At 71.6% G+C, this 25,015-nt stretch carries 21 protein-coding genes; 10 read left to right on the plus strand and 11 right to left on the minus strand.

Features of this window, described 5'->3' with window-relative positions; all coding sequences use genetic code 11:
- Positions 1-39: 39 nt before the first annotated feature.
- The 3 genes from ACIBST_RS17410 to fbaA all read right to left on the minus strand — a co-directional run bounded on the left by ACIBST_RS17410 (position 40) and on the right by fbaA (position 2,919).
- Entirely contained in the window at positions 40-1,323 is a 1,284-nt protein-coding gene (locus ACIBST_RS17410) for an adenylosuccinate synthase (protein ID WP_397172697.1), read from the minus strand.
- A gap of 128 nt (positions 1,324-1,451) precedes the next feature.
- Positions 1,452-1,862 carry a DUF3151 domain-containing protein gene (locus ACIBST_RS17415; RefSeq protein ID WP_352318011.1) on the minus strand — a complete coding sequence of 137 codons (411 nt, stop codon included), beginning with the start codon at positions 1,860-1,862 and terminating at the stop codon, positions 1,452-1,454.
- Positions 1,863-1,896: 34 nt separating this feature from the next.
- Positions 1,897-2,919 (minus strand): class II fructose-bisphosphate aldolase, encoded by a 1,023-nt coding sequence (gene fbaA / locus ACIBST_RS17420; RefSeq protein ID WP_352318009.1) that lies wholly within the window; start codon positions 2,917-2,919, stop codon positions 1,897-1,899.
- Positions 2,920-3,045: 126 nt separating this feature from the next.
- On the opposite strand from fbaA, the gene ACIBST_RS17425 reads away from it, so the two are divergent.
- Together ACIBST_RS17425 and ACIBST_RS17430 are read left to right on the plus strand one after the other, a co-directional pair.
- Positions 3,046-3,756, plus strand: a complete 711-nt coding sequence (locus ACIBST_RS17425) for a DedA family protein (protein WP_397172699.1) — start codon at positions 3,046-3,048, stop codon at positions 3,754-3,756.
- Positions 3,757-3,831: 75 nt separating this feature from the next.
- A complete protein-coding gene (locus ACIBST_RS17430) occupies positions 3,832-4,230 on the plus strand; it encodes a hypothetical protein (protein WP_397172701.1) in 399 nt (132 codons plus the stop codon).
- Here the strand turns inward: ACIBST_RS17430 and pyrE are convergent.
- Positions 4,205-4,738: an orotate phosphoribosyltransferase gene (gene pyrE / locus ACIBST_RS17435; protein ID WP_352357535.1), complete on the minus strand. Its 534-nt coding sequence runs from the start codon at positions 4,736-4,738 to the stop codon at positions 4,205-4,207. The genes ACIBST_RS17430 and pyrE overlap by 26 nt on opposite strands.
- A gap of 10 nt (positions 4,739-4,748) precedes the next feature.
- The gene (locus ACIBST_RS17440; protein WP_397172703.1) at positions 4,749-5,447 is read right to left on the minus strand and encodes a hypothetical protein; all 699 of its coding nucleotides are present in this window, start codon (positions 5,445-5,447) and stop codon (positions 4,749-4,751) included.
- 111 nt (positions 5,448-5,558) lie between these two features.
- On the opposite strand from ACIBST_RS17440, the gene ACIBST_RS17445 reads away from it, so the two are divergent.
- Both ACIBST_RS17445 and ACIBST_RS17450 read left to right on the plus strand, forming a co-directional pair.
- Positions 5,559-7,895 (plus strand): sigma-70 family RNA polymerase sigma factor, encoded by a 2,337-nt coding sequence (locus ACIBST_RS17445; RefSeq protein WP_397172704.1) that lies wholly within the window; start codon positions 5,559-5,561, stop codon positions 7,893-7,895.
- A 186-nt stretch (positions 7,896-8,081) separates the two neighbouring features.
- A complete protein-coding gene (locus ACIBST_RS17450; protein WP_397172706.1) occupies positions 8,082-9,353 on the plus strand; it encodes an NYN domain-containing protein in 1,272 nt (423 codons plus the stop codon).
- Between the two features lie 70 nt (positions 9,354-9,423).
- Here ACIBST_RS17450 and ACIBST_RS17455 read toward each other — a convergent pair whose 3' ends face one another.
- Positions 9,424-10,053, minus strand: a complete 630-nt coding sequence (locus ACIBST_RS17455; RefSeq protein ID WP_397172708.1) for a two-component system response regulator — start codon at positions 10,051-10,053, stop codon at positions 9,424-9,426.
- Positions 10,054-10,056: 3 nt separating this feature from the next.
- A complete protein-coding gene (locus ACIBST_RS17460) occupies positions 10,057-14,247 on the minus strand; it encodes a HAMP domain-containing protein (RefSeq protein ID WP_397172710.1) in 4,191 nt (1,396 codons plus the stop codon).
- Between the two features lie 462 nt (positions 14,248-14,709).
- On the opposite strand from ACIBST_RS17460, the gene ACIBST_RS17465 reads away from it, so the two are divergent.
- Positions 14,710-15,912 carry a PP2C family protein-serine/threonine phosphatase gene (locus ACIBST_RS17465; protein WP_397172712.1) on the plus strand — a complete coding sequence of 401 codons (1,203 nt, stop codon included), beginning with the start codon at positions 14,710-14,712 and terminating at the stop codon, positions 15,910-15,912.
- Positions 15,913-15,962: 50 nt separating this feature from the next.
- Here the strand turns inward: ACIBST_RS17465 and ACIBST_RS17470 are convergent, their stop codons facing one another.
- From ACIBST_RS17470 to rho, 3 genes are all read right to left on the minus strand, one after another.
- Positions 15,963-17,729 (minus strand): S9 family peptidase, encoded by a 1,767-nt coding sequence (locus ACIBST_RS17470; protein WP_397172713.1) that lies wholly within the window; start codon positions 17,727-17,729, stop codon positions 15,963-15,965.
- Positions 17,730-17,874: 145 nt separating this feature from the next.
- Complete coding sequence (locus ACIBST_RS17475; RefSeq protein ID WP_397172715.1) at positions 17,875-18,885, minus strand: putative RNA methyltransferase; 1,011 nt, start codon at positions 18,883-18,885, stop codon at positions 17,875-17,877.
- A gap of 20 nt (positions 18,886-18,905) precedes the next feature.
- Positions 18,906-20,018 (minus strand): transcription termination factor Rho, encoded by a 1,113-nt coding sequence (gene rho / locus ACIBST_RS17480; RefSeq protein WP_397172717.1) that lies wholly within the window; start codon positions 20,016-20,018, stop codon positions 18,906-18,908.
- A 391-nt stretch (positions 20,019-20,409) separates the two neighbouring features.
- On the opposite strand from rho, the gene ACIBST_RS17485 reads away from it, so the two are divergent.
- The 4 genes from ACIBST_RS17485 to ACIBST_RS17500 are packed head-to-tail and all read left to right on the plus strand — an operon-like array spanning position 20,410 to position 22,679.
- Positions 20,410-20,550, plus strand: a complete 141-nt coding sequence (locus tag ACIBST_RS17485) for a hypothetical protein (protein ID WP_352321299.1) — start codon at positions 20,410-20,412, stop codon at positions 20,548-20,550.
- 10 nt (positions 20,551-20,560) lie between these two features.
- A complete protein-coding gene (locus tag ACIBST_RS17490) occupies positions 20,561-21,298 on the plus strand; it encodes an MBL fold metallo-hydrolase (RefSeq protein ID WP_397172718.1) in 738 nt (245 codons plus the stop codon).
- A gap of 24 nt (positions 21,299-21,322) precedes the next feature.
- Positions 21,323-22,186, plus strand: coding sequence for a TolB family protein (locus ACIBST_RS17495; protein WP_397172720.1), 864 nt, complete (start codon positions 21,323-21,325; stop codon positions 22,184-22,186).
- A 10-nt stretch (positions 22,187-22,196) separates the two neighbouring features.
- A complete protein-coding gene (locus ACIBST_RS17500) occupies positions 22,197-22,679 on the plus strand; it encodes an NUDIX domain-containing protein (RefSeq protein WP_397172721.1) in 483 nt (160 codons plus the stop codon).
- Here the strand turns inward: ACIBST_RS17500 and ACIBST_RS17505 are convergent.
- The gene (locus ACIBST_RS17505; protein ID WP_397172723.1) at positions 22,638-24,539 is read right to left on the minus strand and encodes a nitrate- and nitrite sensing domain-containing protein; all 1,902 of its coding nucleotides are present in this window, start codon (positions 24,537-24,539) and stop codon (positions 22,638-22,640) included. The genes ACIBST_RS17500 and ACIBST_RS17505 overlap by 42 nt on opposite strands.
- Positions 24,540-24,601: 62 nt before the next feature.
- On the opposite strand from ACIBST_RS17505, the gene ACIBST_RS17510 reads away from it, so the two are divergent.
- Positions 24,602-25,015, plus strand: coding sequence for a hypothetical protein (locus tag ACIBST_RS17510; protein WP_397172725.1), 414 nt, complete (start codon positions 24,602-24,604; stop codon positions 25,013-25,015).

Consider the following 25,015-nt stretch of genomic DNA (forward strand, 5'->3'; position numbering starts at 1 on the left):
CCGGCGCGTTCCCGCGCCGGGCCCCTCGTCACGTGCCGGTCAGACCAGCGACCGCACCACGACGGTCTGGTCGCGGCCGGGGCCGACGCCGATCGCCGAGATGGGCGCCCCGCTCATCTCCTCCAGCGCCCGCACGTACGACTGCGCGTTCGGCGGCAGGTCGTCGAACGACTTGGCGTTGGAGATGTCCTCCTTCCAGCCCGGCAGCTCCTCGTAGACCGGGACCGCGTGGTGGAAGTCGGTCTGGGTCATCGGGATCTCGTCGAACCGCACGCCGTCGACCTCGTAGGCCACGCACACCGGGATGCGCTCCAGCCCCGACAGGATGTCGAGCTTGGTGAGGAAGTAGTCGGTGATCCCGTTGATCCGGGTCGCGTAGCGGGCGATCACCGCGTCGAACCAGCCGCAGCGCCGGTTGCGGCCGGTGGTGACGCCGTACTCGCCGCCGGTCCTGCGCAGCCACTCGCCCGTCTCGTCGGTCAGCTCGGTCGGGAACGGCCCCGAGCCCACGCGGGTCGTGTACGCCTTCAGAATCCCGATGATCTTCGTGAGCCGGTTCGGCGGGATGCCCGCCCCGGCGCACGCGCCCCCGGACGTCGGCGAGGAGGAGGTGACGAACGGGTACGTGCCGTGGTCGATGTCCAGCAGCGTGCCCTGACCGCCCTCCAGCAGCACGAACTTGCCCTCGTCCAGCGCCTTGGACAGCACCAGCGAGGTGTCGGCGATGTGCGGCTTGAGCCGTTCGGCGTAGGCCAGGTACTCCTCCAGCACGGCGGCCGGGTCGATGCCGCGCCGGTTGTAGACCTTGGTCAGCACCTGGTTCTTCTCGGTCAGGGCGACCTCGATCTTCTTGGCCAGGATGCCCGGGTCGAGCAGGTCCTGGACCCGCACGCCCATCCGGGCGATCTTGTCGCCGTACGCGGGGCCGATGCCGCGTCCGGTGGTGCCGATCTTGGCCTTGCCCAGATAGCGCTCGGTGACCTTGTCCAGCGCCTTGTGGTGCGGCATGATCAGGTGCGCGTTGGACGAGATCAGCAGGCGTTCGGCGGAGATGCCCCGCTCGGCCAGCCCGTCGATCTCGCTCAGCAGCACCCCCGGGTCGATCACCACACCGTTGCCGATGACCGGTACGACGTCCGGCGACAGGATCCCCGTCGGCAGAAGATGCAGAGCGTATTTCTGGTCACCGATGACGACGGTGTGTCCCGCGTTGTTGCCACCCTGATAACGGACGACGTAGTCGACGTCGCCACCGAGCAGGTCGGTGGCCTTGCCCTTGCCCTCATCGCCCCACTGGGCCCCAACGAGAACGGCAGCCGGCATTGTTCAGTCTCCCGAGCACAAAACGAAACCCCTGGCGCAAGTGCGACAGGGGCTCTTGCGTAGAGAGACTACCCGAGTCTGCCTATTCGTCCCAAGGCGCGTGGGCCCAATGCGGGCCCAATGCGCTGCTAACCCTTGGTCAGCGCCTCATATCCGGTCTCGCTGCTGTCCTTGAGGAACTGCAGGCAACGCTCGGCCTCGTCCTTCTCGCCGATGGACTGCGCCGCTCTGGACAGGGCGTGCAGGCAGCGCAGGAAGCCGCGGTTGGGCTCGTGCTCCCACGGGATGGGACCGTGGCCCTTCCAGCCGTTCCTGCGCAGCTGGTCGAGGCCGCGATGGTAGCCCGTGCGGGCGAAGGCGTAGGAGGTGACGGCATGGCCCTGCGCGAAGTACTCCTCCGCGAGCGCGGCCCAGGCCGCCGGGTGGGCGGGGAAGCGGGCGGCCACGTCGGCGGCCTTGGCCCCGGATTCCAGCGCCTCCCTGGCCTCGGGCAGGTCCGGCAGGTGAGTCGGGGGCGGCCCGGCGAGAAGGTTATCCATAGGACAAGTCATACCCGCCGTGCCGCCCAAGTGGCTAGGAGATCTTCGTCCCACTGCTCTTGAGGTTGTGGCAGGCCTCCGCCACGCGGGCCGCCATGCCGGTCTCGGCGCTCTTGCCGTAGGCGCGCGGATCGTAGGCCTTCTTGTTGCCGACCTCGCCGTCGACCTTCAGGACGCCGTCGTAGTTGCGGAACATGTGGTCGGCGATCGGCCTGGTGAAGGCGTACTGGGTGTCGGTGTCGACGTTCATCTTCACCACGCCGTAGGAGATGGCCTCGTGGATCTCCTCCAGCAGCGAGCCGGAGCCGCCGTGGAAGACCAGGTCGAACGGCTTGTCCTTGCCGTACTTGGCGCCGACCGCCTCCTGGATCTCCTTCAGCACGCTCGGCCGCAGCTTCACGTGGCCCGGCTTGTAGACGCCGTGCACGTTGCCGAACGTGGCGGCCAGCATGTAGCGGCCCCGGTCGCCGACGCCGACGGCCTCGGCCGTGGCCAGCGCGTCCTCGGCGGTGGTGTAGAGCTTCTCGTTGATCTCGCCGACGACGCCGTCCTCCTCGCCGCCGACGACGCCGATCTCCATCTCCATGATGATCCGGGCGCGGGCGCACTTGTCGAGGAGTTCCTTGGCGATCTCCAGGTTCTCCTCCAGCGGCACGGCCGAGCCGTCCCACATGTGCGACTGGAAGAGCGGGTCGAGGCCCTTGGACACCCGCTCCAGCGAGATGTCGATCAGCGGCCGCATATAGCCGTCGAGCTTGTCCTTCGGGCAGTGGTCGGTGTGCAGCGCCACCGTGACCGGGTATTTGGCGGCCACCACCCGCGCGTACTCGGCCAGCGCGGTCGCGCCCGTCACCATGTCCTTGACCGTGGTGCCGGAGAGGAACTCCGCGCCGCCCGTGGACACCTGCACGATGCCGTCGCTCTCGGCCTCGGCGAACCCGCGCAGCGCGGCGTTCAAGGTCTGAGAAGAGGTCACGTTGATCGCCGGATAGGCGAACCCGCCCGCCTTGGCACGGTCGAGCATCTCGGCGTAGACCTCTGGAGTCGCGATGGGCATGAGTCATCTCCCTGAGAAGTACGGCTTCGCGCCTGCCCAGTATCCCGGCTCCCAACCACAACTGGTAGTGACAACGCGAGCCGGATGGCCACATCCGATTCGCTCGGCTCCAGGTAGGCTCACGGGGTGGACTGGCTCTGGAATCTCCTCGACCCGACGTGGTGGCTCACCATCCTCGGCGCCTTCGCCACCATCGGCGTCCTGGCGATCATCTTCGCCGAGACGGGTCTGCTGCTCGGCTTCTTCCTGCCGGGCGACTCGCTGCTGGTGGCGGCGGGGATCTTCAGTTCCGCGTCGCTGGTCGTGGGCGAGGCGCCGCCGATCTCCTTCCCCGTCCTGGTGATCGGCACACCGCTGTGCGCCATCGCGGGCGCCCAGCTCGGCCACTTCCTGGGGGCGAGGTTCGGCCGGAAGATGTTCGACCGGCCCGACTCGCGGCTGTTCAAACGCGAACACGTGATGCGCGCCGAGGAGTTCTTCCAGAAGTTCGGCCCGGCGCGGGCGGTCGTGCTGGCGCGGTTCGTGCCGATCGTCCGCACGTTCATGAACCCGGTGGCCGGCGTCCTGGAGATGCCCGCCAGGCGCTTCTTCCTGTGGAACGTCATCGGCGGCGTGGTCTGGGTCGAGGGCCTGGTGCTGCTCGGCTACTTCCTCGGCAGCAAGGTCGATCCCAAGCAGATCGACAAGTACATCCTGCCGGGCGTGTTCATCATCGTCTTCATCTCGCTGATCCCGATCATCGTCGAGGTCGTCAAGAAGCGCCGCGAGCGCAAGCGGCTGCCGCTGCCCAACGGCAAGCACCACCGCGTGCCCTCCAGCACCGACCCCCAGCACTGACCTCAGGCGCCGGCCGGGGGCCCGGCGTTACCGCCGGGTACAGTGCCGCCTGTGGGACGCCACAGGTCAGATCCGATGGGAATCGCCCGATCAGCCCTCGTCGTCCTCGCGGTGGGGGCCGTGGTGACGCTGGTGGTCGTCGGCGTGCGCGCCCTGGTGGGCTCGTCCGGCTCGCAGCCTGAGCGGCCGGCGCCCACGGCCGCGCCCGTGCGGGCGAGCGAGGGCAGGGCGCCGACCGTGCGCATCGAGTGCCTGGCCGAGGTCTGCCCCACGGTGACCGTCCGCGTCCCCGGCGGGGACGTGCTGCACCATCGCGAGATGAGCAGGGGCGAAGAGGTCAGCTACTTCGAGCCCGAGCTCGACGTCGTGCTCGGCGACGCGGGCACCGTCCGCGTCACCGAGAACGGCAGCCCCCGCGCCCCCGGTGAGCAGGGCGCGAGGGAGGCCTTCACAGCCCGAGGTCCTGGAGGGTGAAGGCGGTGCGGTAGTCGAGCCCCTCCTCCGCCATCCGCGCGCCCGCGCCCCGGTCGACGATCGTGGCCACGGCCACCACCTCGGCGCCCGCCTCCCGCAGCGCCTCGACGGCGGTCAGCGGCGAGCCGCCGGTCGTCGAGGTGTCCTCCACGGCCAGCACCCGGCGGCCCTTCACCTCGGGCCCCTCGATCCGGCGCTGCATGCCGTGCGACTTCTGCGCCTTGCGCACCACGAACGCGTCGAGCGTGCGCCCGCGCGCCGCCGCCGCGTGCAGCATCGCGCAGGCCACCGGGTCGGCTCCCATCGTGAGCCCGCCGACGGCGTCGAAGTCGAGATCGTCGGTCAGGTCGAGCATCACCTTGCCGACGAGCGGCGCGGCCACCCCGTCGAGCGTGATCCGCCGCAGGTCGAGGTAGAAGTCGGCCTCCTTGCCCGAGGAGAGCGTGACCTTGCCGTGGACGACGGCCTTGCGCTTGATCTCGGCCAGCAGGTTGTCGCGGTCTGTCATGCGCCCAAGCTTAGGGTCCCAGGCTCAGCGTCCTGATGAGAGCCAGGGCCTGCGCGTGCGCGCGGGGGAGCCGGCGCACCCGGACGCGGGGCTGTCGGCCGTACAGGATCTCCGTGGCGCGCAGGTCGGCGACCTTGCCGGCCAGCCCGTCGTCCTCCCTGGTCACCGCGCCGACGCGGGTGGGCGCGAGCAGCGCCAGCGTCTCGTCGCCGGTGAACACCTTGCGCAGCGCCGTGGCCAGGTTGAGCGCCGCCGCCAGCCGCTCGGCCAGCTCCGCGATCTGCCCGTACGGCTCGGCCACCACCAGCAGGTGCCCGCCCGCGACCGCCCCCCGGTAGAGCTCGCCCAGTCTGGTACGCAGGTAGGCCACCGTGGCCAGGCCGGTCAGCGGGTCTTCGCACTGCAAATCGTTCATGGGCGCGAAGCTCTGCTCGGCCCACCCGGCCGCGTATGCCCGTACCAGCGGGAACGCCGGCTCTCCTCGATCGGTGACGGCGAACAGCGCCGCCAGGTCGCCCAGCCCCTCGGTGATCCCCACCCCCGCCCCGGCGCGCGCCGCGCCCAGCTCCTCGCAGGCGCGCGGCAGGTCGCCGCCGTCCGTCACGGCCTTGATCGCGTACGCCACCGCCGGGGTCCACCAGTCGTCGGCCAGCGACCAGCCCTCCGCCATGCTGCGGCCGCGCCAGCGCGACAGCACGTCCTCGTCCATGCGTCCTCCCGTGGTCCTCAGAGGTAAAGACGCCGCTTCGGTTTAGTCATGACGGAGAATGCGGAATGATTGCGCGGGGCAACCCACTGTAATCGTGAGGTCACAATGAGTGTGGAATCGCCGCGGAGCGATGCGGACCTGCTGAAGGAGGTCCGGGCCGGCGACGCGACCGCGTACGGACGGCTCTACGAGCGTCACGTGGCCGCGGCGCGCGCGCTGGCCAGGCAGCTCGTCAGGGGTGAGTCCGAGGTCGAGGACGTCGTGGCCGAGTCGTTCACGAAGATCCTCGACCTGGTGGGCAGGGGCGGCGGGCCCGAGTCGGGGTTCCGCACGTACCTGCTGACCGTCGTGCGCCGTACCGTCTACGACCGCGGCCGGGTCGAGAGCCGCCAGGTGACCACCGGCGAGATCGAGCGCTACGACGCGGGCGTGCCCTTCGTCGATCCCGCGCTCGTCGGCCTGGAGCGGTCGATGATCTCGCGGGCGTTCCTGTCGCTGCCCGAGCGGTGGCGGGCGGTGCTCTGGCACACCGAGGTGGAGAAGTGCAAGCCCGCCGAGGTCGCGCCGCTGCTCGGCCTGTCGGCCAACGGGGTGGCGGCGCTGGCCTACCGGGCGCGCGAGGGGCTGCGGCAGGCGTACCTGCAGATGCACCTGCGCGCGGCGCCGCAGCACGAGTGCCGTCCGGTGCTCGGCAAGATGGGCGCCTACGTCAGGGGCGGCCTGGCCAGGCGCGACTCACGCGCGGTCGACGACCACGTGAACGACTGCGAGGAGTGCCACGGCGTCCTGCTCGAACTGACCGACGTCAACCGCGGCCTGCGCGTCATCGTCGGCCCGCTGATCGCCGGCCCGGTGTTCAGCGGCTACGCCGCGGCGCTGGCCAAGGCGGGCGCGGCCGGCGGCGGCGCGGGCTGGCTGCTGCGGCTGTCCGGCCCGCTGCGGCGGGCGCCCTCGCGGCAGCAGGTGGTGGCGGCGGGCGGCGTCGCGGTCGCGTCCGCGGCGGTGGCGGCGTTCGTGCTGGTGTCCGGGGAGTCGCCGGTGGCCGAGCGGCCGGTGGCCACGCCCGTGCCGGTGGCCCGGCCCTCGGCGTCGGTGCGGCCGGTGCCGCTGCCCGTGGCGAGCGAGCCGCCGGCGCGCGTCCCGCCGCCGCGGAAGGAGCCGCGGGGCCGGGCGCGGCTGCGGGCCACGATCGGCGCGCTCGGCGCCCTCGTACGCGCCCAGCCCGGCATCGTCGGCATGCGCCTGCGCAACGACGGCGACGGCCCGAGCGGCGAGCTGGCCGCGACCGTCGAGCTGCCGCCCGGCGTGACGCTGCTGCCGCCGGCCAGGCGCGGGCACGGCGTGGCGCTGCTCCAGCCCGTGGGCACGGCCGACGGCTGGTCCTGCCGGCCGGCCGGGCAGGGCGCGCGGTGCGTCAGGCAGCCGCTGGCCGCCGGGCAGGGCACGGCGGTGTTCCTGCGCGTGCTGGTGTCGGAGCTGGCCCCCGAGGGCGCCGGGCCCGCCGTGCGCGTCGACGCCGACGACCTCCACGTCGACGCGCGGGCCGCGCAGGGCGTGCGCACGGTGGGGGCCTCGGCCCGGTTCGCCACCGAGGGCAGGGTGGCCGTCCGGGCGATCGGCAACACGCTGCTGAGCTGTCCCGAGGAGCACGACGGCTGTCCCGAGGCCAGGCGCCGCCAGGGCGACCAGCGCGACAACGACCTGTGGCCGATGACCCCCCTCGACCAGGACGCCAGCCCGGCCACCAGCGCCTCCAGCGCGGCCCGGCTCACCCTGCCCAAGGACGGCCGGGTCGTGTGGGCCGGCCTCTACTGGTCGGCGAGCGGGGCGGCGGCGGGGCCCGTCAAGGTCAGGGCGCCGGGGCGGCGCACGTACGTGTCGGTCCGTCCCGACCACGTCACGGCTCTCGACATGCCGCTCGGCCCGGCCTACCAGGCGTTCGCCGACGTCACCGCGCTGGCCGGGCAGGCGCGGCCGGGCGGCCTGTGGTGGGCGGCCGACGCGCCGATGGCGGCGGGGGCCTCCAGCCACGCCGGGTGGAGCCTGGTGGTGGTCGTGACCGGGCCGCGGGAGCCGTACAGCCAGGCCGTGGTGCTCGACACGGCGACCGTGATCGGCGGCGCGGCCAGGAGGGTGCGCATGCCGCTCGGCGGCCTGAGCCCGGCCGCCGCGCCGGCCCGCGCCGAGCTGGTGACCTGGGAGGGCGACGCCGATCTCCAGGGCGACAAGGTGTCGCTCGGCACCGGCGCGATCGTCCCGGAGGGCGGCGACCGCGAGCGGGCCAACGTCTTCGACGGCTCCGCCAACGGCGCCAGGGGCATGACCTTCGGCGTCGACGTCGACACGGTCGACGCCGAGCTGGGCCGCGATCCGGCGCTGACGATCGTGACCGACAAGGACGTCGTGCTCTTCGGCGCGGCCGCGCTGACCGTCAGGGCACGCTCATGACCGCAAACAGGACGAACTGGTACGGTCTGCCTAAATGGTCTGGCTGCACGGCGGCCCGCGGTCGAATCGTCGGGATTCACCCTCGCGCGATCACCTGCTTTCATTACCCTGAAAGAGGGCCGCCGAGTCCGGTCTCTGACGGTGCAGAGCCAGCAAGGTCGGACCACCAGGAAAGGGGCGGTGTCAGTGGATCGCTGTGCGCTGTTCGTGGACGCCGGCTATCTGCTGGCAGACGGAGCGATGGCCGTGCACGGCACTCGCCATCGAGAGGCCGTCGCCTGGGACTACCCCGGGCTCCTCCAGCTGATGACCAACCTGTCGCGCGAACGCACGGGCCTGCCGCTGCTGCGGTGCTACTGGTACGAGGCGACCGTCGAGGGCCGCCGCACCCCGGAGCACGACGCGCTGGCCGACATCCCGGGCCTCAAGCTCAGGCTCTCGCGCATCAGGCCGGGCCGCCGCGAAGGCGTCGACGCCCAGGTCCATCGCGACCTCATGACCCTCGCCCGCAACAACGCCATCTGCGACGCCGTCGTCGTCAGCGGCGACGAAGACCTCGCCCAGGTGGTGTGCGACGCCCAAGACCTCGGCATCAGGGTCACCGTCATCCACATCGCCGCCGACGGCGGGTGGGCGGTGTCCCGGTCGCTGCGGCAGGAGTGCGACGACCTGGTCGAGCTGGGCAACGCCCACCTGCGGCCCTACGTCACGATGGTGAGCGGCGTCACCGAGTCCTCCAATGGCCACCACCAGCCGCTCAGCAACGGGCACGCCGCCCACTCGCTGCCGCCCGCGCCGCCGGCAGCGCCCCCGGCGCCCCCGGTGACCCCGACGGCCTCGCTGCCGCCGGCGCCGTCCGCGGGCAGCCACGCGGCCGGGCAGCCCTCCGGGAGCCACGCGGCCCCCTCCGCCGGGCAGTCGTCCGCCAACGGGCAGGCGTCCTCGGGCGGGCGGTCGGCCACGCCGCCGGTGCTGCCCTCGTACTCGGGGTACCAGGAGCAGCCGCCGTCGATCCCGCCGTCCGTGCCGCCGTCCGTGCCCCCGTCCGCGCCGGCGACCGGGCCGCTGCAGCAGCCTCAGTCCGCCTCGCCGAGCACCGGGCAGTTCGCCACGCCGTCCTCTGGGGGCACCTACCAGCAGGCGCAGCTCGGGCCGTACACCGGGCCGCAGGCCGCGCCCGTCTCTCCGCCGCCCGCCGCCACCGCCGGGGCCACCACGCTGGCCGACGCCGTGAAGGCCGCCCATCGCGAAGGGCACGACTTCGGCGAGTCCGTCGCCCGCGACGCGCCCGCGCTGTGGCTGGAGGCGGTGCTGGCCCGCAAGCCCCGCATGCCCTCCGACCTGGAGGCCCGCCTGCTGCAGGGCTCCTCGCTGCCGATCGACTTCCTGCTGCACGACGAGGTCCGCCACGCCCTGCGCCGCGGCTTCTGGGACGCCCTCGAACGCGCCCGCCACTGACCCGCTCCCGCCCGGAAAGCCGGACGCCCGGGCGCCATGAACGGCGGCCCGGGCGTCGGACGGGACGAGGTCAGGAGAGCGCGTCGAACCCGGCGCGCAGGTGGGCGACCCGATCGCCCAGGTCGGCCAGCGGCACGGCGAGCGCCGGGTCCTGCGACTTGCGGGCCAGCTCCCGCACCCGGGTCAGTTCGTCCTCCACCGCCGTCAGCCGCCGGGACAGCTCCGGCAGCACCGAGGCGTGGTCACCCGCTCCGGGCGGCAGCTCGCCGGTCAGCCGCTCGCGCAGCAACGACGCCTGCTCGGCCAGGCGCTTGTTCATGTTGTAGAGCTCGGTGAACACCGACACCTTCGCCCGCAGGACCCAGGGGTCGAACGGCTTGGTGAGATAGTCGACGGCCCCCGCCGCGTATCCGCGGAAGGCGTAGTCGGGGGCGCTGTCGACCACGGTCAGGAAGATGATCGGGATGTTCCTGGTCCGCTCCCGCCGCTTGATGTGGGCGGCCGTCTCGAAGCCGTCCATGCCCGGCATCCGGACGTCGAGCAGGATCAGCGCGAACTCGGTGTTGAGCAGCGCCTTGAGCGCCTCCTCGCCGGACCTGGCGCGTACGGGCACCAGGTCGAGCGAGCTGAGGATCGCCTCCAGGGCGATCAGGTTCTCCTCGCGGTCGTCGACCAGGAGGATCTTCGCACGGTCCGGCATCGATCACGACCCTTCAGCGGTTGAGGACGAGGAGTCGGTCGTGGCTCCTCGTCCACGGCTGAGCCAGCCGCGCAGCCGTTCGAGCAGGCGATCGACGTCGACCGGCTTGGGCACGTAGTCGGACGCGCCCGAGGCGATGCTCTTCTCGCGATCACCACGCATGACCTTAGCGGTCAGCGCGATGATCGGCAGGTCGGCGAACTGGGGCATGCGCCGGATGGCCGAGGTCGTGGCCCAGCCGTCCATCTCCGGCATCATGATGTCCATCAGCACGAGCGCGACGTCCTCGTTCCGTTCGAGCTGCTCGATCCCCTCGCGGCCGTTCTCCGCGTAGACGACCGTCGATCCGTGTCGTTCCAGCACGCTGGTGAGGGCGAACACGTTGCGGATGTCGTCGTCGACGATGAGGATCTTGGCGCCGTTGAGCGGGTCGTCGCCCTGCCACTGGACGGGCGTCTCCACCGGCGCCTCGACCAGCTCGGGCATCGGCATGTCGAGCGGCGGCGGCTCGGGCAGGGCCGCGGCGGCGGCCTGCTCCTCGGCGGGCGAGGTCATGAGCTGCCGGCGCGGGGCCGTGCTGCCGTCGGTGGCGGCCAGCGGGCCGGTGTAGGAGGCCGGCAGGTAGAGGGTGAACGTGCTGCCCCTGCCCAGCTCGCTCTCGACGTGGATCTCGCCGCCGAGCAGCCGGGCGATGTCGCGGCAGATGGCCAGGCCGAGGCCGGTGCCGCCGTACTTGCGGCTGGTGGTGCCGTCGGCCTGCCTGAACGCCTCGAAGATGACCTCGCGCTTGTCGGGCGCGATGCCGATGCCGGTGTCGATCACCTGGAAGGCCAGCAGGTCGGTGGCGTCGTGGAGGGTGTCGTCGTCGAAGTCGACGCCCCGGGGCGCCGCCGCGACCCGCAGCTTGACCTCGCCCTTCGGGGTGAACTTCACCGCGTTGGACAGCAGGTTGCGCAGCACCTGCTGCAGGCGCTGCTCGTCGGCCCGCAGCTCGCTCGGCACGTCGGAGGCCACCTCGACGCCGAACGACAGCCCCTTGTCCTGGGCCAGCGGCGCGAAGGCCGCCTCCAGCAGGTCGACCATCTTGGGCAGCGACACCTGGATCGGATGGATGTCCATCCGGCCCGCCTCGACCTTCGACAGGTCGAGCATGTCGTTGATGAGCTGCAGCAGCGCCGAGCCCGCGCTGTGGATCGTGCGGGCGAACTCGACCTGCTGGGACGTCAGGTTGCCCTCGGCGTTCTCGGTCAGCAGCTTGGCCAGCACCAGCAGGCTGTTGAGCGGCGTGCGCAGCTCGTGGGACATGTTCGCGAGGAACTCGGACTTGTACCGCGAGGAGACCGCGAGCTGCTCGGCGCGCTCCTCCAGGGTGCGGCGGGCCTGCTCGATCTGGAAGTTCTGGATCTCGATCGCGCGGTTCTGCTTGGCCAGCAGCGCCGCCTTGTCCTCCAGCTCGGCGTTGGACCTGCGCAGCTCCTCCTGCTGCCGCTGGAGCTCGTCGGAGCGCTCCTGCAGCTCACGGGTGAGCCGCTGGGACTCGGTCAGCAGGTCTTCGGTGCGGGAGTTGGCGATGATCGTGTTCATCGTGACGCCGATGGTCTCGACGAGCTGCGTCAGGAAGTCGAGGTGCACCTCGCCGAACGGGGTGAAGGAGGCCAGCTCCAGCACGCCGAGCACGCGGTTCTCGAACAGGATCGGCAGCACGACGATCTGCGCGGGCGTGGACTGGCTGAGCCCGCTGTCGATGGTGATGAACTGCGGCGGCACGTCGTCGAGGATGATGTGCCTGCCCTCGGCCGCCGCCTGGCCGACGATGCCCTCGCCGATCGCGAAGCGCCGGCGCGGCCCCCGGTCGGGACGCACGCCGTAGCCGCCGATCAGCGTCAGCTCGTGGTCGCCCTCGGGGTCGATGCCGTAGAAGGCGCCGTAGCGGGCCGAGACCAGCGGAGTCAGCTCGCTCATCGTCAGCTTGGCGACCTCGAACAGGTCGCGGTGGCCCTGCATGAGCCGGGAGATGCGGGCCAGGTTGGACTTGAGCCAGTCCTGTTCCTGGTTGGCCTGGGTGGTCTCCCGGAGGTTGGCCACCATCGAGTTGATGTTGTCCTTCAGCTCCGCCAGCTCGCCCTGCGCCTCGACGGCGATCGACCGGGTCAGGTCGCCCCGGGCCACGGCGCTGGTCACGGTCGCGATGGCGCGCACCTGCGTGGTCAGGTTGCCGGCCAGCTCGTTGACGCTCTCGGTGAGCCGCTTCCAGGTGCCCTCGACGCCCTCGACCCGGGCCTGGCCGCCGAGCTGGCCCTCCGAGCCCACCTCGCGGGCCACGCGGGTGACCTCGGAGGCGAAGGAGGACAGCTGGTCGACCATCCGGTTGATGGTGGTCTTCAGCGCCAGGATCTCGCCCTGGGCGTCGACGTCGATCTTGCGGGTCAGGTCGCCGTTGGCCACGGCCGTGGTGACCTCGGCGATGTTGCGCACCTGATAGGTCAGGTTGTTCGCCATGAAGTTGACGTTGTCGGTGAGGTCCTTCCACACGCCCGACACGCCCTGCACCCGCGCCTGGCCGCCGAGCTGCCCCTGCGTGCCCACCTCGCGGGCGACGCGGGTGACCTCGTCGGCGAAGGACGAGAGCTGGTCGACCATCGTGTTGAGGGTGTCCTTGAGCTGGAGGATCTCGCCCTGCGCGTCAACGGTGATCTTCTTCGACAGGTTGCCCTGCGCCACCGCGGACGAGACGGCCGCGATCTGGCGCACCTGCGAGGTGAGGTTGTTGGCCATCGAGTTGACGTTGTCGGTGAGGTCCTTCCACACCCCGGACACGCCGCGCACCTGCGCCTGGCCGCCGAGCTGGCCCTCGGTGCCCACCTCGCGGGCCACGCGGGTGACCTCGGAGGCGAACGAGGACAGCTGCTCGACCATCGTGTTCATGGTCGACTTGAGTTCGAGGATCTCGCCCTGGGCGTCGACGTCGATCTTGCGGGTCAGGTCGCCGTTGGCCACGGCCGTGGTCACCTGGGCGATGTTGCGCACCTGGTACGTCAGGTTGTTGGCCATCGAGTTGACGTTGTCGGTGAGGTCCTTCCAGACGCCCGAGACGCCCTTCACCTCGGCGCGCCCGCCGAGCTTGCCCTCGGTGCCGACCTCGCGGGCCACGCGGGTGACCTCGTCGGCGAAGGACGAGAGCTGGTCGACCATCGTGTTGAGGGTGTCCTTGAGCTGCAGGATCTCGCCCTCGGCGTCAACAGTGATCTTCTTCGACAGGTTGCCCTGGGCGACCGCCGTCGCGACGGTCGCGATCGAGCGCACCTGCGAGGTCAGGTTGTTGGCCATGAAGTTGACGTTGTCGGTGAGGTCCTTCCAGACGCCCGACACGCCGGTGACCTGGGCCTGGCCGCCGAGCTGGCCCTCGGTGCCCACCTCGCGGGCCACGCGGGTGACCTCCTCGGCGAAGCCCGAGAGCTGGTCGACCATCGTGTTGACGGTGTTCTTCAGCTCGAACATCTCGCCCACGGCGTCGACCGTGACCTTGCGGCTCAGGTCGCCCTTGGCGACCGCCGTGGTGACCACGGCGATGTCGCGGACCTGGGCGGCCACGCGCGAGGACATCGTGTTGACGGCCTCGGTGAGGTCGCGCCAGCTTCCCGACATGCCCCGCAGGTTGGCGCTGCCGCCCAGCCTGCCCTCGGTGCCCGCCTCGCGGGCGACCCTGGTGACCTCGGAGTTGAACAGGGCGAGCTGGTCGACCATGCCGTTGATGGCCTTGCCCAGGCGGCGCACCTCGCCGCGGGCCGACCGGTCGAGGTCGATGCGCCGCGACAGGTCGCCCTTGGCCACCGCGTCGATCACGTCGGCCGCGCCGCTGACCGGGCTCACCAGGGCGTCGATCAGCATGTTGACCGACTCGACGCTCTCGGACCACGCCCCGACGCCCGGGCCGGGCGTCAGCCGCTCGCCGAAGCGCCCTTCCTTGACGACTTCTTTGCGCACCCTCGCCAGCTCGTTCGCGAGATGCTCGCGGCGGTCGGCCACTTCGTTCAGCAGCAGGCGCACTTCGCTGAGGATGCCGGGAGGCGCGTGCGGGACCCGACGCCGGAAATCGCCGTCACGCCAGGAGAAGAGCGTCTCCAGTACGGGAACGAGATCCGATTCTGTATAGGTCCGCTCCTCCGGGCTTGATGCGGCCTTGGCCGTGGTCATGGGGCCTCCTTCACTCGCGACGGGTCCCGGCGAGTGATTCAAGTCTGTCACGATGAGTAGCTCGTAGTCCTGCCCTTGGATTTACCCCAAGTCAGTGAGAAGTGTGGTAGGCACGATGGGATGACTGCTTCTCCCCACGCGGTCCTGGCCGCGACCTTCGCGCCTGGCGATACCGCTGTGACGGCTGCGATGAGGTTCACGCGCGAGGTGATGACCGCGTGGGCCACCGTCAGCGTGCTCCACACCGCCGAGCAGGTGGCCGGCGATCTGGCGGAGCAGGTCTCTGACGAGCCGTTTGAGGTGATTTGGAAGCATTACGGGGACGCCGTACAGGTCGAACTGCGGCAGCGGATCACCGCGCACGGTGACCCGAAAGCTCCTTCCGTGAACGTCGAAGAGTGGGGAGTCACCTTCGCGGGCGATTCCCGTGTCCATTGGGCAAGGCTCACGCTACCCGGCTCCGTGGACCAGGTGGCCGCCGAATGGGTGGAGGAGAGCGCGCGGGGCCCCCACTGGCTCGGCTTCCTGGCCGACGCCAGCGACCTGCTGGCCGGCACCCTCGACCCCGACATGGTCCCGGCGATCATCGCCCAGATCGTCGTGCCCCGCCTGTCGAGCTGGTGCGCCGTCTACACCGCCGGCAACTCGGGCGGCCCGCTGCGGCTGGTCTACCTCTGGCACGCCGACGAGGCCCGCATCGACGGCCTGCGCGAGCAGCTCACGGACATGGACGTCGGCGCGGCCGACACCAGGGCCACGTCCGTCATCCACCTGAACGACTCCCAGGTGCTGGCCGTGCCGCTCACCGCGCGCGGCCGCGGGCTCGGCATGATGTGCCTGGGCCGCTCCGACCGCTTCCCCGACGAGGTCATCCAGTTCGCCGACGACATCGGCAGGCGCGCCGCGCTGGCCATGGACAACGCCCGGCTCTACGCCCAGCAGGCCGCGGCCAACCGGGCGCTGCAGCGCAGCCTCCTGCCGCCCAACGAGCCCGAGGTGCCCGGCCTCGACTACGGCGTCATCTACGAGCCCGCCGGCGAGGCCAACGAGGTCGGCGGCGACTTCTACGACCTGTTCAAGGCGGGCGACGACTCCTGGCGCTTCGCGATCGGCGACGTCTGCGGCACCGGTCCCGAGGCCGCCGCGGTGACCGGCCTGGCCCGTCACACGCTGCGCCTGCTGGCCCGCGAGGGCTACGGCGTCGCCGCGGTGCTCGGCCGGCTCAACCAGGCGATCCTGGAGGAGGGCGAGCGGGCCAGGTTCCTCACGCTGCTCCACGGCGACATCACGCCCGTGGAGTCCGGCCTGGAGGTGCGGCTGGTGTCCGCCGGCCATCCCGAGGCGCTGCGGCTCAGGCCGAGCGGCAAGGTGGAGGCGGTGACCACGCCGCAGTCGCTGCTCGGCGTCTTCCACGAGGTCGTCTTCGAGGCCGACACCATCCATCTCGACCACGGCGACGTGCTGCTGGCGGTGACCGACGGCGTGACCGAGCGGCGCTCGGGCGGCCGGCTGCTCGACGACGACGGCGGCCTGGCCAAGCTGCTGGCCGAGTGCGCCGGGCTGTCGGCCAGGGCGGTGGCCGAGCGCATCCGCAGGGGCGCGGCGGAGTTCGCCGCCGAGCCGAGCGCCGACGACCTCGCCATCGTGGTCCTGCGCGCGCGCTGACCCGCGCGGGAGCGCCCCCGCAGGAGCGCTCCCACGACGTGCGCGTGAGGTCAGCCGGCGTGCACGTGCTTGCGGGCGAACTCCAGTTGCAGGGCCGTCTGCGCGATGCGTTCGGCGACCACGAGCGAGCCGCGGATGGCGCCGTAGGTGTAGAGCTCGTGCTCGCGGCCGTGCTCGGCGAGCTTGGCCACGTACTTCTCGATCTGGCGCAGCGGGCAGCGGGTGTCGTTCTCGCCGGCGAGGATCAGCAGGGGGCTCTTGATCTGGTCCACGTACGTGATCGGCGAGCAGAACGCGTACCGCTCGGGCTGCTCGTCGGGGGAGCCGCCGAGCAGGGCGCGCTGGTAGGCGCGCAGGCTCTCGGCCTCGTCCTCGTAGCAGGTCTGGTGGCAGGCGATGGGCACCGCGGCGATGCCCGCGGCCCACAGGCCGGGCTGGACGCCGAGGCCGAGCAGCGAGAGGTAACCGCCCCAGGCGGTGCCGGCCAGGATCAGCCGGGCCGGGTCGATCGTGCCCCGGTCCACCAGCGTCCGGCGGACGGCGGCGATGTCGGCCAGCTCGATGTGCCCGACGTCGCCGTGCAGGGCGTCCCGCCAGGCCGAGCCGTAGCCGGTCGAGCCGCGGTAGTTGACGCGGACGACGGCGAAGCCCGCGTCGACCCAGGCCGCGACCTCGGGGGAGAAGGTGTCGCGGTCGTGGTCGGTCGGGCCGCCGTGCATGAGGAAGACCGCCGGATGGGGCGCCGCGCCGGTCTCGGGCTTGGACACCAGCGCGTGGATGCGCCCGCCGGGCCCCTCGACGTCGAGGTCCTCGACGGGGACGCTCGGCGGCGCCGGCGGGCCGCCCGCGTTGAGCACGACCTGGCCGTTGCTCGACCGGATGACCGGCGGGCGGGAGCCGCTGGACCAGGAGTACTCGATGTGGCCGCCGGGCCGGGGCGCGGCCTCGTCGATCACGCCGTGCGGGGTGTCGATGAGCGTCAGGACGCCGCCCGCCAGGTCGTAGCGGTGCAGGTAGCTGCGGGCGCGGTGGTCGCGCACGATCAGCAGGCCGCGGCCGTCGTCGAACCACTCGGCGGCCAGGTCGCCGGGGTCCTTCAGCCAGATCTCGCGCTGCTCGTCGGTGACCGGGTCCCAGACCAGGGGCTCGTGGCGCTGGCGGCGCTCGTGCAGGGTCAGCAGGCGGCGGTCGCCGAGCACCGGGGCGAAGCGGAGGCCGTGCACGCCCTTGTCGGGGCCGTCGTAGAGCTCGCCGACGGTCTCGCCGTGCTGGTCGACGACGCGCAGCGCCGGACGCCGGAAGTCGCCGTACTCGCCGTGGTTGATGGCGATGAGGGAGCCGTCGAGGGACATGTCGGTCACCCAGGCGGCCTCGGCGTGCTCGTACAGCAGCTCGGCCGGGGCGCCGGGGCGTACCAGGTGGATCCGGAACGTGCCCTCGCTGGCCAGGCTGATGGCGGCCAGGCCGGTCGCCGACAGCGCGATGCCGCCCGGCTGGCCCGGCGGCAGGCCGGGCGCGGCCGGCTCGCTCGGGCCGCCGGTGAACGGCTGGCGCCACCAGGTGCCGAACTCGTCGCCGTCGGTGTCGGCGAACCAGTAGATCCACTGCCCCGCCGGGTCGATCGCCGCGTGCGCGGTGCCCTTGGGCCGGTCGGTGACCTGGCGCACGGCGCCCGTCGCCCGGTCCCAGGCGTAGACCTCCCACGTCCCTGTGGCGTTGGAGCGGTAGATGGAGCGGTTCGGGGCCTGGCGGGCCCAGGCCGGCAACGTCATGCGCGACGCGCGGAACCTGGCCTGCCAGCGTTCCTCCGCCTTCATCCGGCGCGCCCCCTCCCATCGATGGCCCACGCCCTCTGGGTGCGGGATGCCGTCCAGTATTGCGCCTGAGTCGGGGAAATACTCGGGGAATGTGGGGGAATTTCGGACTAAATACCCCATCAGTAACACCAGTCGCAGATGCCCGTCAAGGAACAGGTCTTGAACGGGACTCAGGCTCGAAGATAGACAGGTGAAACGCGGCTCTGACCGTAACTTTATTCTGGCCATTCTTGGCATGCCGCCGGAAATAACTGGATATGCGGGCGGCCAGCTCGGCGGAATCAGTGTGCCACGCGCTCGGGCCCATTCCGACGACCTGAACCAGCTCGTCCGGCCCTAGCTCCATGTCGAAGTCGATCGTGCGCCGCCCGGCCTGGGCGAACCCCTGCATGCTGCGGGCGACCCGGCGATCCTTCTCCTCGTCCACCGAGAGCAGCCCCAGCTCCTCGACCAGCGGGCTCAGGTGCGCCGCCGCGGGGGTCGCGACGACCGCGGCCCCTCCAGGGCGCAGGATCCGCCGGAACTCGGGCCCGTTCCTGGGCGCGAACACATCGATCACCACATCGGCCACCCCATGCCGGATCGGGAGCGGCCGCCACACGTCCGCCACGAACGCCCCCAGCCTCGGATGCGCCCGCGCCGCCCGCCGTACGGCGTGCTTGGACACGTCGAACGCCATCCCGATGCCATCGTCCACCGCATTGAGCACGGCCGCCAGGTAGTGCCCGGTGCCCGTGCCGGCGTCGACGATCAGCGGTGCGACCCTGCCCGCCGCGCCGAGACCCTCGACGGTCACCGGCCCATCTTGCGGACCGGCCTCCACTCCCGCCCCACCGTACGCTCTCGGCCCGGTTTCGTCATTCGATTCAGTAGAAGATTCACGTTTTTCTCCGGCCGCCACCCGTACGCGTACGGTTTCCGCCAGCGCCTGCGCCAGCGGGGCATAGTGCCCGGCCGCCAGGAACTCGGCCCGCGCGGCCACCATCGCGGGGCTGTCGGCGGTGCCGGGCGGGCGTGACCCGGTGAGCAGGCTGACGTACCCCTGCTTGGCCACGTCGAAGGAGTGCCCCCGCGCGCACCGCAGAGCGCCGTCGGCGAGCTCCACGTCCGCGTGGCAGACGGGGCAGATCAGGTGTTCGACGATGTCGGCCAGCATGCGCCCATTCTCCAGCGGCCTCACGCCGCCGCGCGCAGCGCCTCCAGCAGGAACGCGGCGTTGGACGGCGTCGTGCGCAGCTTGCCGACGAGCGTCTCCAGGGCCTGCTGCCGGTCCAGCCCGGCCAGCGTGCGGCGCAGCCGCCAGATCACCTGAAGCTCCTGCGGGTGCAGCAGCATCTCCTCGCGCCTGGTGCCGGAGGCCTCCAGGTCGACCGCCGGGAACAGGCGGCGCTCGGCCAGGTCGCGGGCGAGGTGGAGCTCCATGTTGCCGGTGCCCTTGAACTCCTCGTACAGGCTGTTGTCCATGCGGGAGCCGGTGTCCACCAGGGCGCTGGCGAGGATGGTCAGCGAGCCGCCGCCCTCGACGTTGCGCGCCGCGCCGAAGAAGCGCTTGGGCGGGTATAGGGCGCGGGCGTCGATGCCGCCGGTGAGCACCCGGCCGCCGCCGGGCGCGAGGTTGTTGTAGGCCCGGCCGAGCCGGGTCAGCGAGTCGAGCAGCAGCACGACGTCGCGGCCGCCCTCCACCAGGCGCTTGGCGCGTTCGAGGGCCAGCTCGGCGACGGCGGCGTGGTCGCGGTCGGGGTGGTCGAAGGTGGAGGCGAAGATCTCGCCCTGGACGGAGGCCCGCATCTCGGTCACCTCCTCGGGCCGCTCGCCCACGAGCACGACCATGAGGTGGACCTCGGGATGGTTGCGGGTGACCGCGGCGGCCAGCGCCTGCAGCACCATCGTCTTGCCGGCCTTGGGCGGCGCCACGATGAGACCGCGCTGCCCCTTGCCGATGGGCGCGACCAGGTCGATGACCCGGGTGCTGAGCGACCCGGCCTCGATGACCAGCCGCTCGTCCGGGTGGACGGGCGTCAGCTCCTCGAACCGCGGCCGCTCCCGCCACTCGGTCAGGCCGTTGACGGACTGGACGCCGGCCAGCTTGTTCCCGGCCACGGTGGCCACGACGTGGTCGCCGCGCCGCAGCCCGAGCTGCCTGACCCGCTCGGCGGGCACGCGTACGTCGCCCGGCCCTGGAAGGTGTGCCGCGCGGATGAAGGCGGACTTCTCCTGCACGTCGAGGAGGCCGCTCACCTGCCCCGCGGGCGTTTCCGCACGCTGTTGCGGAATGGTGTGAACAGACATGATGAGCCCCTTTGGGGGAGATGCGCCGACCAGAGATCGGCGAGTTCGATGAAGAAGCCGGGCCCGGCGAACCTGGGCGGGGCTTACGAGGAAAACGAGCGGAGCGGAAGCTCAACGCTTGTGGGGAAGATACCACACGTTCCGCCCCATCAAACGCCTAGCCCTCTTGGACTATTCCCGGACGGTTCTGGTGTGTTCTGCCGCGTGTCCCGGCCCGTACGCGTGACAATGTTCTTCATCGCACCACGCCGTGAGGAAGACGCCCGGCCGGCGGTGCGACGAAGGCACACAAACCCCCATCAGCGCAGCGGCACCGTGTCAAGTGACATGCAGGACCCCTGCAACTCGGCGGGGGTTCCATGGACACATCCGAGCTCCTTGGGGGAACACCATGAACACCGTCCACTGCCCGCAGTGCCAGCACACGCTCGACGAGGGCCCGATCATGTACCGGTGCGCCCACTGCTGCCGCGCCGTCTACGCCGCCGACCTGGAGAACGAGTACGTTCCGCGGCAGCCCGTCGCCGCCTAACCTAGGCGGGATGAAGCACAGCCCCATCACCGTCTCCGGCGTCGAGGTGACGCCGCTCTGCGACGCGGTGGGCCCGATGGGCCCCGCGATCCGCCTCCCGCTCGCCGAGATGTTCCCCGGATCCGGCCCGGCGGACGATCCGTGGGTCCTGCACTTCCACTGCTACCTGCTGCGTGACGGCGCAGGCCGCCTCACCCTCGTCGACACCGGCATCGGCGGGGAGGACTCCCCGGCGGCCGGCTGGGCGCCCGTGCCCGGCGTCCTGACGGACGAGCTGGCTGCGGTGGGCGTCACGCCCGCCGACATCGGCACCGTCGTCCTCACCCACCTGCACAGCGACCACGCGAGCGGCGCGGTCGCCGACGGCCGGCCGGTGTTCGAGAACGCGCGCCACGTGCTCCAGCGGGCCGAGGTGGACGCGGCCTCCGGAGCCATGTCCGACCTGCTGACCTCGCTCAAGGACCAGCTCCACGTCGTCGAGGGGCAGGCCGAGATCGCGCCGGGCGTCCACGTCCAGCACACGCCCGGCCACACCCCCGGCCACCAGATCGCCAGGGTCGGCGACCTGGCCGTCACGGGCGACCTCGTGCTCCACCCGGTGCAACTGGCCGACCCGGGCATCCGCTACGCCTACGACGACGACCAGGAGACGGCCGCGCGCACGCGGATCGAGGTCCTGGCGGCGCTGCGGGCCGAGCGGGCGACGATCGCCACCGCCCACTTCAGCGAGCCGTTCATGCGTCTTTGATCCGTTACGGCACCATTGGCTGTCATGAAGATTCGTGTTGTGGCCGGGGTCGCCCTCGGAGCCGCACTGCTGGCCCCCGCCCCGGCGACGGCGGCCACCGCGCCCGAGCTCTCGGGCGCCGCCGTCTACGCCGACGGCCACCGGCTGGCCCGCTACGAAGGCGGGAAGTGGAGCACCCTCGCCGAGATCGGCGCGCTGCCGCAGTTCGCCGTCTCGCCGGACGGCAGGAAGGCCGCCTGGGTGACCGACGGCGGCAACCTCCAGGTCAAGGACGGCGCCAAGACCGTCACCGCGGCCACGAAGCTCCAGGGCGGCACGCCGTGCCTGACGCCCGTCTGGTCGCCCGACTCGACGCAGATCGCCTACGTCGGCAAGGGCGAGACCGTCATGGCGGTCAAGGCCGACGGCACCGGCAGGCGCAGGCTGGGCACGTCCAAGGGCGTGTGCCATCTGGCGTGGGCGGCGGGCGGCCGCTACCTCGCGGGCTACACCGGCGAGGCCGACGCCGTCTACCGGCTCGACGTCAGGACCGGGAAGGCCGCCAGGGCCAAGGGCGTCAAGCTGGTCACCCACGTGCAGAGCCTGTCGCCGAACGGCCGCAACGCGGTCGTCGCGGTCCCCGCCGACCCCGCCGCGCTCGGCGACGGGAGCTGGCCTTCGGCCTTCAAACCGGCCGTGGTCGATCTGGTGTCGGGCCGCACCCTCACCCCGGCCGTCAAGGGCCGCCTGATCGGCGCGTTCTACCTGGCCGACGGGCGGCTGGTGGTCCGCGTGGCGGGCGCCGCGCACAACACGCTGGTCGTGCTGGACGCGGCGGGCAAGGAGAGCCGGCGGATCGAGGAACCGGCCAGGGCCAGGACCCAGGCGCTGCTCCAGGTGCTGCCGTAACGTTGGCCCGGTGAACGATTTCTGGTCCACCGTCAACCGGGTCGTCACCGGGGCAGCGGCCTACATCACCGACGAGCGGGGCCGGGCCCTGCTCGTCAAGCCCAACTACCGCGACCACTGGTCCTTCCCCGGCGGCATCATCGACGCGGGCGAGCACCCGGCCCAGGCGTGCGCCAGGGAGGTGGCCGAGGAGCTCGGCCTGGTGCTGGAGGTCGGCAGGCTGCTCGCCGTGAGCTGGGTCGACGGCCTGGCCTACGTGCCGTACGCGATGGTCAACTTCCTGTTCGACTGCGGCGAGCTGCCGTCCGGCGCGGTGATCACCTTGCAGGCCGAGGAGCTGGACGACCACGGCTTCTACACCCACGAGGAGGCCGCCCGCCTGCTGCCCGCCCACGGCCACCGGCGGCTGCTGGCGGCCGCGCGGGCGCGGGCCTCGGGCGGGACGGCCTACCTAGCTCCCGGCGAGGACCGGCTGGTCGGCCAGGAGGGCTGAGGGCAGGAAGACCATCGCGGTCAGGCCGCCGTACGGCGAGGGCGCGAGGGTGACCTTGATGTCGTGCCGGGCGGCCAGCCGGCCGACCACGAACAGGCCAAGCCGGTCGCTCTGCGCCAGGTCGAACTCCGGCATCTTGGCCAGCCGCTCGTTGAGCTCGTCCAGCTCGACGCGGGGCAGGCCGAGGCCGCGGTCCTCGATCTCGATCATCAGGCCGTTCGGGGTGCTGGAACTGCGCACGTCCACCCTGGTCTGCGGGGGTGAGAAGAGGGTGGCGTTCTCGACCAGCTCGGCCAGCAGGTGGGCCACGTCCGTGACGGTCGCGCCGAGCAGCGCGGCCTGCGGCGGCGGCAGGATCTCGACGCGCTCGTACTCCTCCACCTCCGCGACGGCCGCGCGCAGCACGTCGAGGATGGCCACCGGGTTGCGCCAGCCGCGGCCGGGGGCCTGGTCGGACAGGATGATCAGGCTCTCGGCGTGCCTGCGCATGCGGGTGGTGAGGTGGTCCAGCTTGAACAGGTCGGCCAGCAGGTCGGGCTCCTCGGTGGCCCGCTCCATGCTGTCGAGCTGGAGCAGCTGGCGGTGCAGCAGCGACTGGTTGCGCCGGGCCAGGTTCACGAAGACCTGGCTGACGCCGTGCCGCAGCCTCGCCTGGTCGACGGCGGCCTCCACGGCCGTGGACTGCACGTGGTTGAAGGCCCGCACGATGTCGGCGACCTCGGCGGTCTCCGTCCTGACCTCCAGCGGCGCGACCTCGGCGGCCGTGGGCGGCCGGGTGTTCGTGCGCAGCCGCTCGATCAGCCCGGTCAGCCGCACCTCGGCCAGTTCGGTGGCCGCGTCGCGCAGCCCGGCCAGCTCGCGGACCAGCCGCCGGCGGAAGCGCAGCGACAGCAGGATCGAGGCGAGCACGGCGAGCAGGCCCACGCCGCCGGCCACGCCGATCTTGATCAGGATGCTGCCGGCGGCCGGCGTCACCCGGGCCACGATGCCCTCCACGGCCTGGCCCTGGTCGCGTTCGAGCACGGCCCACAGGTTCTGGCCGTCGATCTCCCAGGTGGCGGCGGTGGCGGGCAGGCCGTTCATCGCGGCCTGGCCGCGGATGGCGTCCTCGGCGTCGAGGAACTCCTTGTAGACGGGCGAGGTGGCCAGCTGCTCGTACGGGCCGCGCAGGCCGCCGTCCAGGTGCGAGAGCGCCTGCGAGTACAGCAGCCGCCGGGTCGCCACCATCCCGGTGAACGCCTCCCGCTCGACGGCCTCGACCCGCCCTCTGGCCAGCACCACGACGATCATCGCGCGCTCGCGGGAGACCAGGTCCTTGGCCTCGCCGAGCATGGTGACGGCCCGGGCCTGCCGGTACAGCGACATGTCGGGAACCAGCACCATCGCGTCGTACATGCGGAAGGAGGCGTCCACGATCTGGCTGTAGCCGTCGATCACGGCCAGCGGCGCGACCGTGCCGCCGTCCACCTCGGCGCGGATGCCGGACAGCAGGTCGAGCTTGGCGTTGAGGGCGTCGAGCTGGGTGCGCATCTCGGGTGACATCCCGCGCTGGTCCCTGGCCAGCTTGCGGAAGGCCGCCACGGCCCGGTCGGTCTGCCCGCGCTGCCTGGCCAGCTTGTCCGCGCCGCGGTGGGTGGCCAGGAACTCGACCGAGGCCAGCCGCTCGTCCTGGAGCTCGGCGTTGATGCGCTCCGACGGGGTGGCCAGGTTGGAGGCCAGCTTGTTGATCTCCAGCAGGCGCAGGCCGTCGCCGCCGGTCAGGCCCGCCGCGAACGCCCACAGCCCGACCAGGGACAGCAGCGGCACGAGCAGGAGGATCAGGAGCTTCAGAGCAATGGGACGGCCACGCGTGGGGGGCATGCGACCTCCGGGTGCATGATGAGATCGCCTCGCAGATTACACCCCCCTTTGGAAGGATTTCTGTGCGTCTTCCGCGTTCCACCGCCGGTTGGACCATCGGCGTCTTCGGCGTGCTCGCCCTCGCCCTCGGGCTCGTGGGGCTGCTGTCGCCGAACTCCCTGCTGGTCCTGCTGGGTTTCGAGGTGCTCGACGTACGCCCGTCCGGCGACTACACGCTGGTCTACATGGCGGCTTCGTCGATGGCGGCGGTGAACATGGGGGTGTATTACGTTTTCGCGGCATCCGCCGACTACACGCCGTTCTTCCGGTGGACCGTGCCGTTCCGGCTGGTGACGTTCGCGGTGTTCACGACGCTGGTGCTGACGGGGGCGGCGCCGGGCGAGTTCTTCGGCGTGGGGCTCTGGGAAGGCGTGGGAGCGCTGGTCACGGGGTTCGCGCTCTGGCGCGAGGGCAAGCTGCTGCCCTCGCGCCCATGA

The sequence above is a fragment of the Nonomuraea sp. NPDC049684 genome, assembly GCF_044465345.1.
GTDB lineage: Bacteria > Actinomycetota > Actinomycetes > Streptosporangiales > Streptosporangiaceae > Nonomuraea.

Excerpts from the sequence above, each read along its gene's own strand:
- ACIBST_RS17485 (WP_352321299.1), top strand. The coding sequence starts at position 20,410 with ATGAACACCGTCCACTGCCCGCAGTGCCAGCACACGCTCGACGAGGGC.
- ACIBST_RS17460 (WP_397172710.1), bottom strand. The coding sequence starts at position 14,247 with ATGACCACGGCCAAGGCCGCATCAAGCCCGGAGGAGCGGACCTATACA.
- ACIBST_RS17430 (WP_397172701.1), top strand. The coding sequence starts at position 3,832 with ATGGGAATCGCCCGATCAGCCCTCGTCGTCCTCGCGGTGGGGGCCGTG.
- ACIBST_RS17410 (WP_397172697.1), bottom strand. The coding sequence starts at position 1,323 with ATGCCGGCTGCCGTTCTCGTTGGGGCCCAGTGGGGCGATGAGGGCAAG.
- ACIBST_RS17475 (WP_397172715.1), bottom strand. The coding sequence starts at position 18,885 with ATGCTGGCCGACATCGTCGAACACCTGATCTGCCCCGTCTGCCACGCG.
- ACIBST_RS17455 (WP_397172708.1), bottom strand. The coding sequence starts at position 10,053 with ATGCCGGACCGTGCGAAGATCCTCCTGGTCGACGACCGCGAGGAGAAC.
- ACIBST_RS17490 (WP_397172718.1), top strand. The coding sequence starts at position 20,561 with ATGAAGCACAGCCCCATCACCGTCTCCGGCGTCGAGGTGACGCCGCTC.
- fbaA (WP_352318009.1), bottom strand. The coding sequence starts at position 2,919 with ATGCCCATCGCGACTCCAGAGGTCTACGCCGAGATGCTCGACCGTGCC.
- ACIBST_RS17415 (WP_352318011.1), bottom strand. The coding sequence starts at position 1,862 with ATGGATAACCTTCTCGCCGGGCCGCCCCCGACTCACCTGCCGGACCTG.
- ACIBST_RS17495 (WP_397172720.1), top strand. The coding sequence starts at position 21,323 with ATGAAGATTCGTGTTGTGGCCGGGGTCGCCCTCGGAGCCGCACTGCTG.
- ACIBST_RS17440 (WP_397172703.1), bottom strand. The coding sequence starts at position 5,447 with ATGGACGAGGACGTGCTGTCGCGCTGGCGCGGCCGCAGCATGGCGGAG.
- rho (WP_397172717.1), bottom strand. The coding sequence starts at position 20,018 with ATGTCTGTTCACACCATTCCGCAACAGCGTGCGGAAACGCCCGCGGGG.
- ACIBST_RS17470 (WP_397172713.1), bottom strand. The coding sequence starts at position 17,729 with ATGAAGGCGGAGGAACGCTGGCAGGCCAGGTTCCGCGCGTCGCGCATG.
- pyrE (WP_352357535.1), bottom strand. The coding sequence starts at position 4,738 with ATGACAGACCGCGACAACCTGCTGGCCGAGATCAAGCGCAAGGCCGTC.
- ACIBST_RS17505 (WP_397172723.1), bottom strand. The coding sequence starts at position 24,539 with ATGCCCCCCACGCGTGGCCGTCCCATTGCTCTGAAGCTCCTGATCCTC.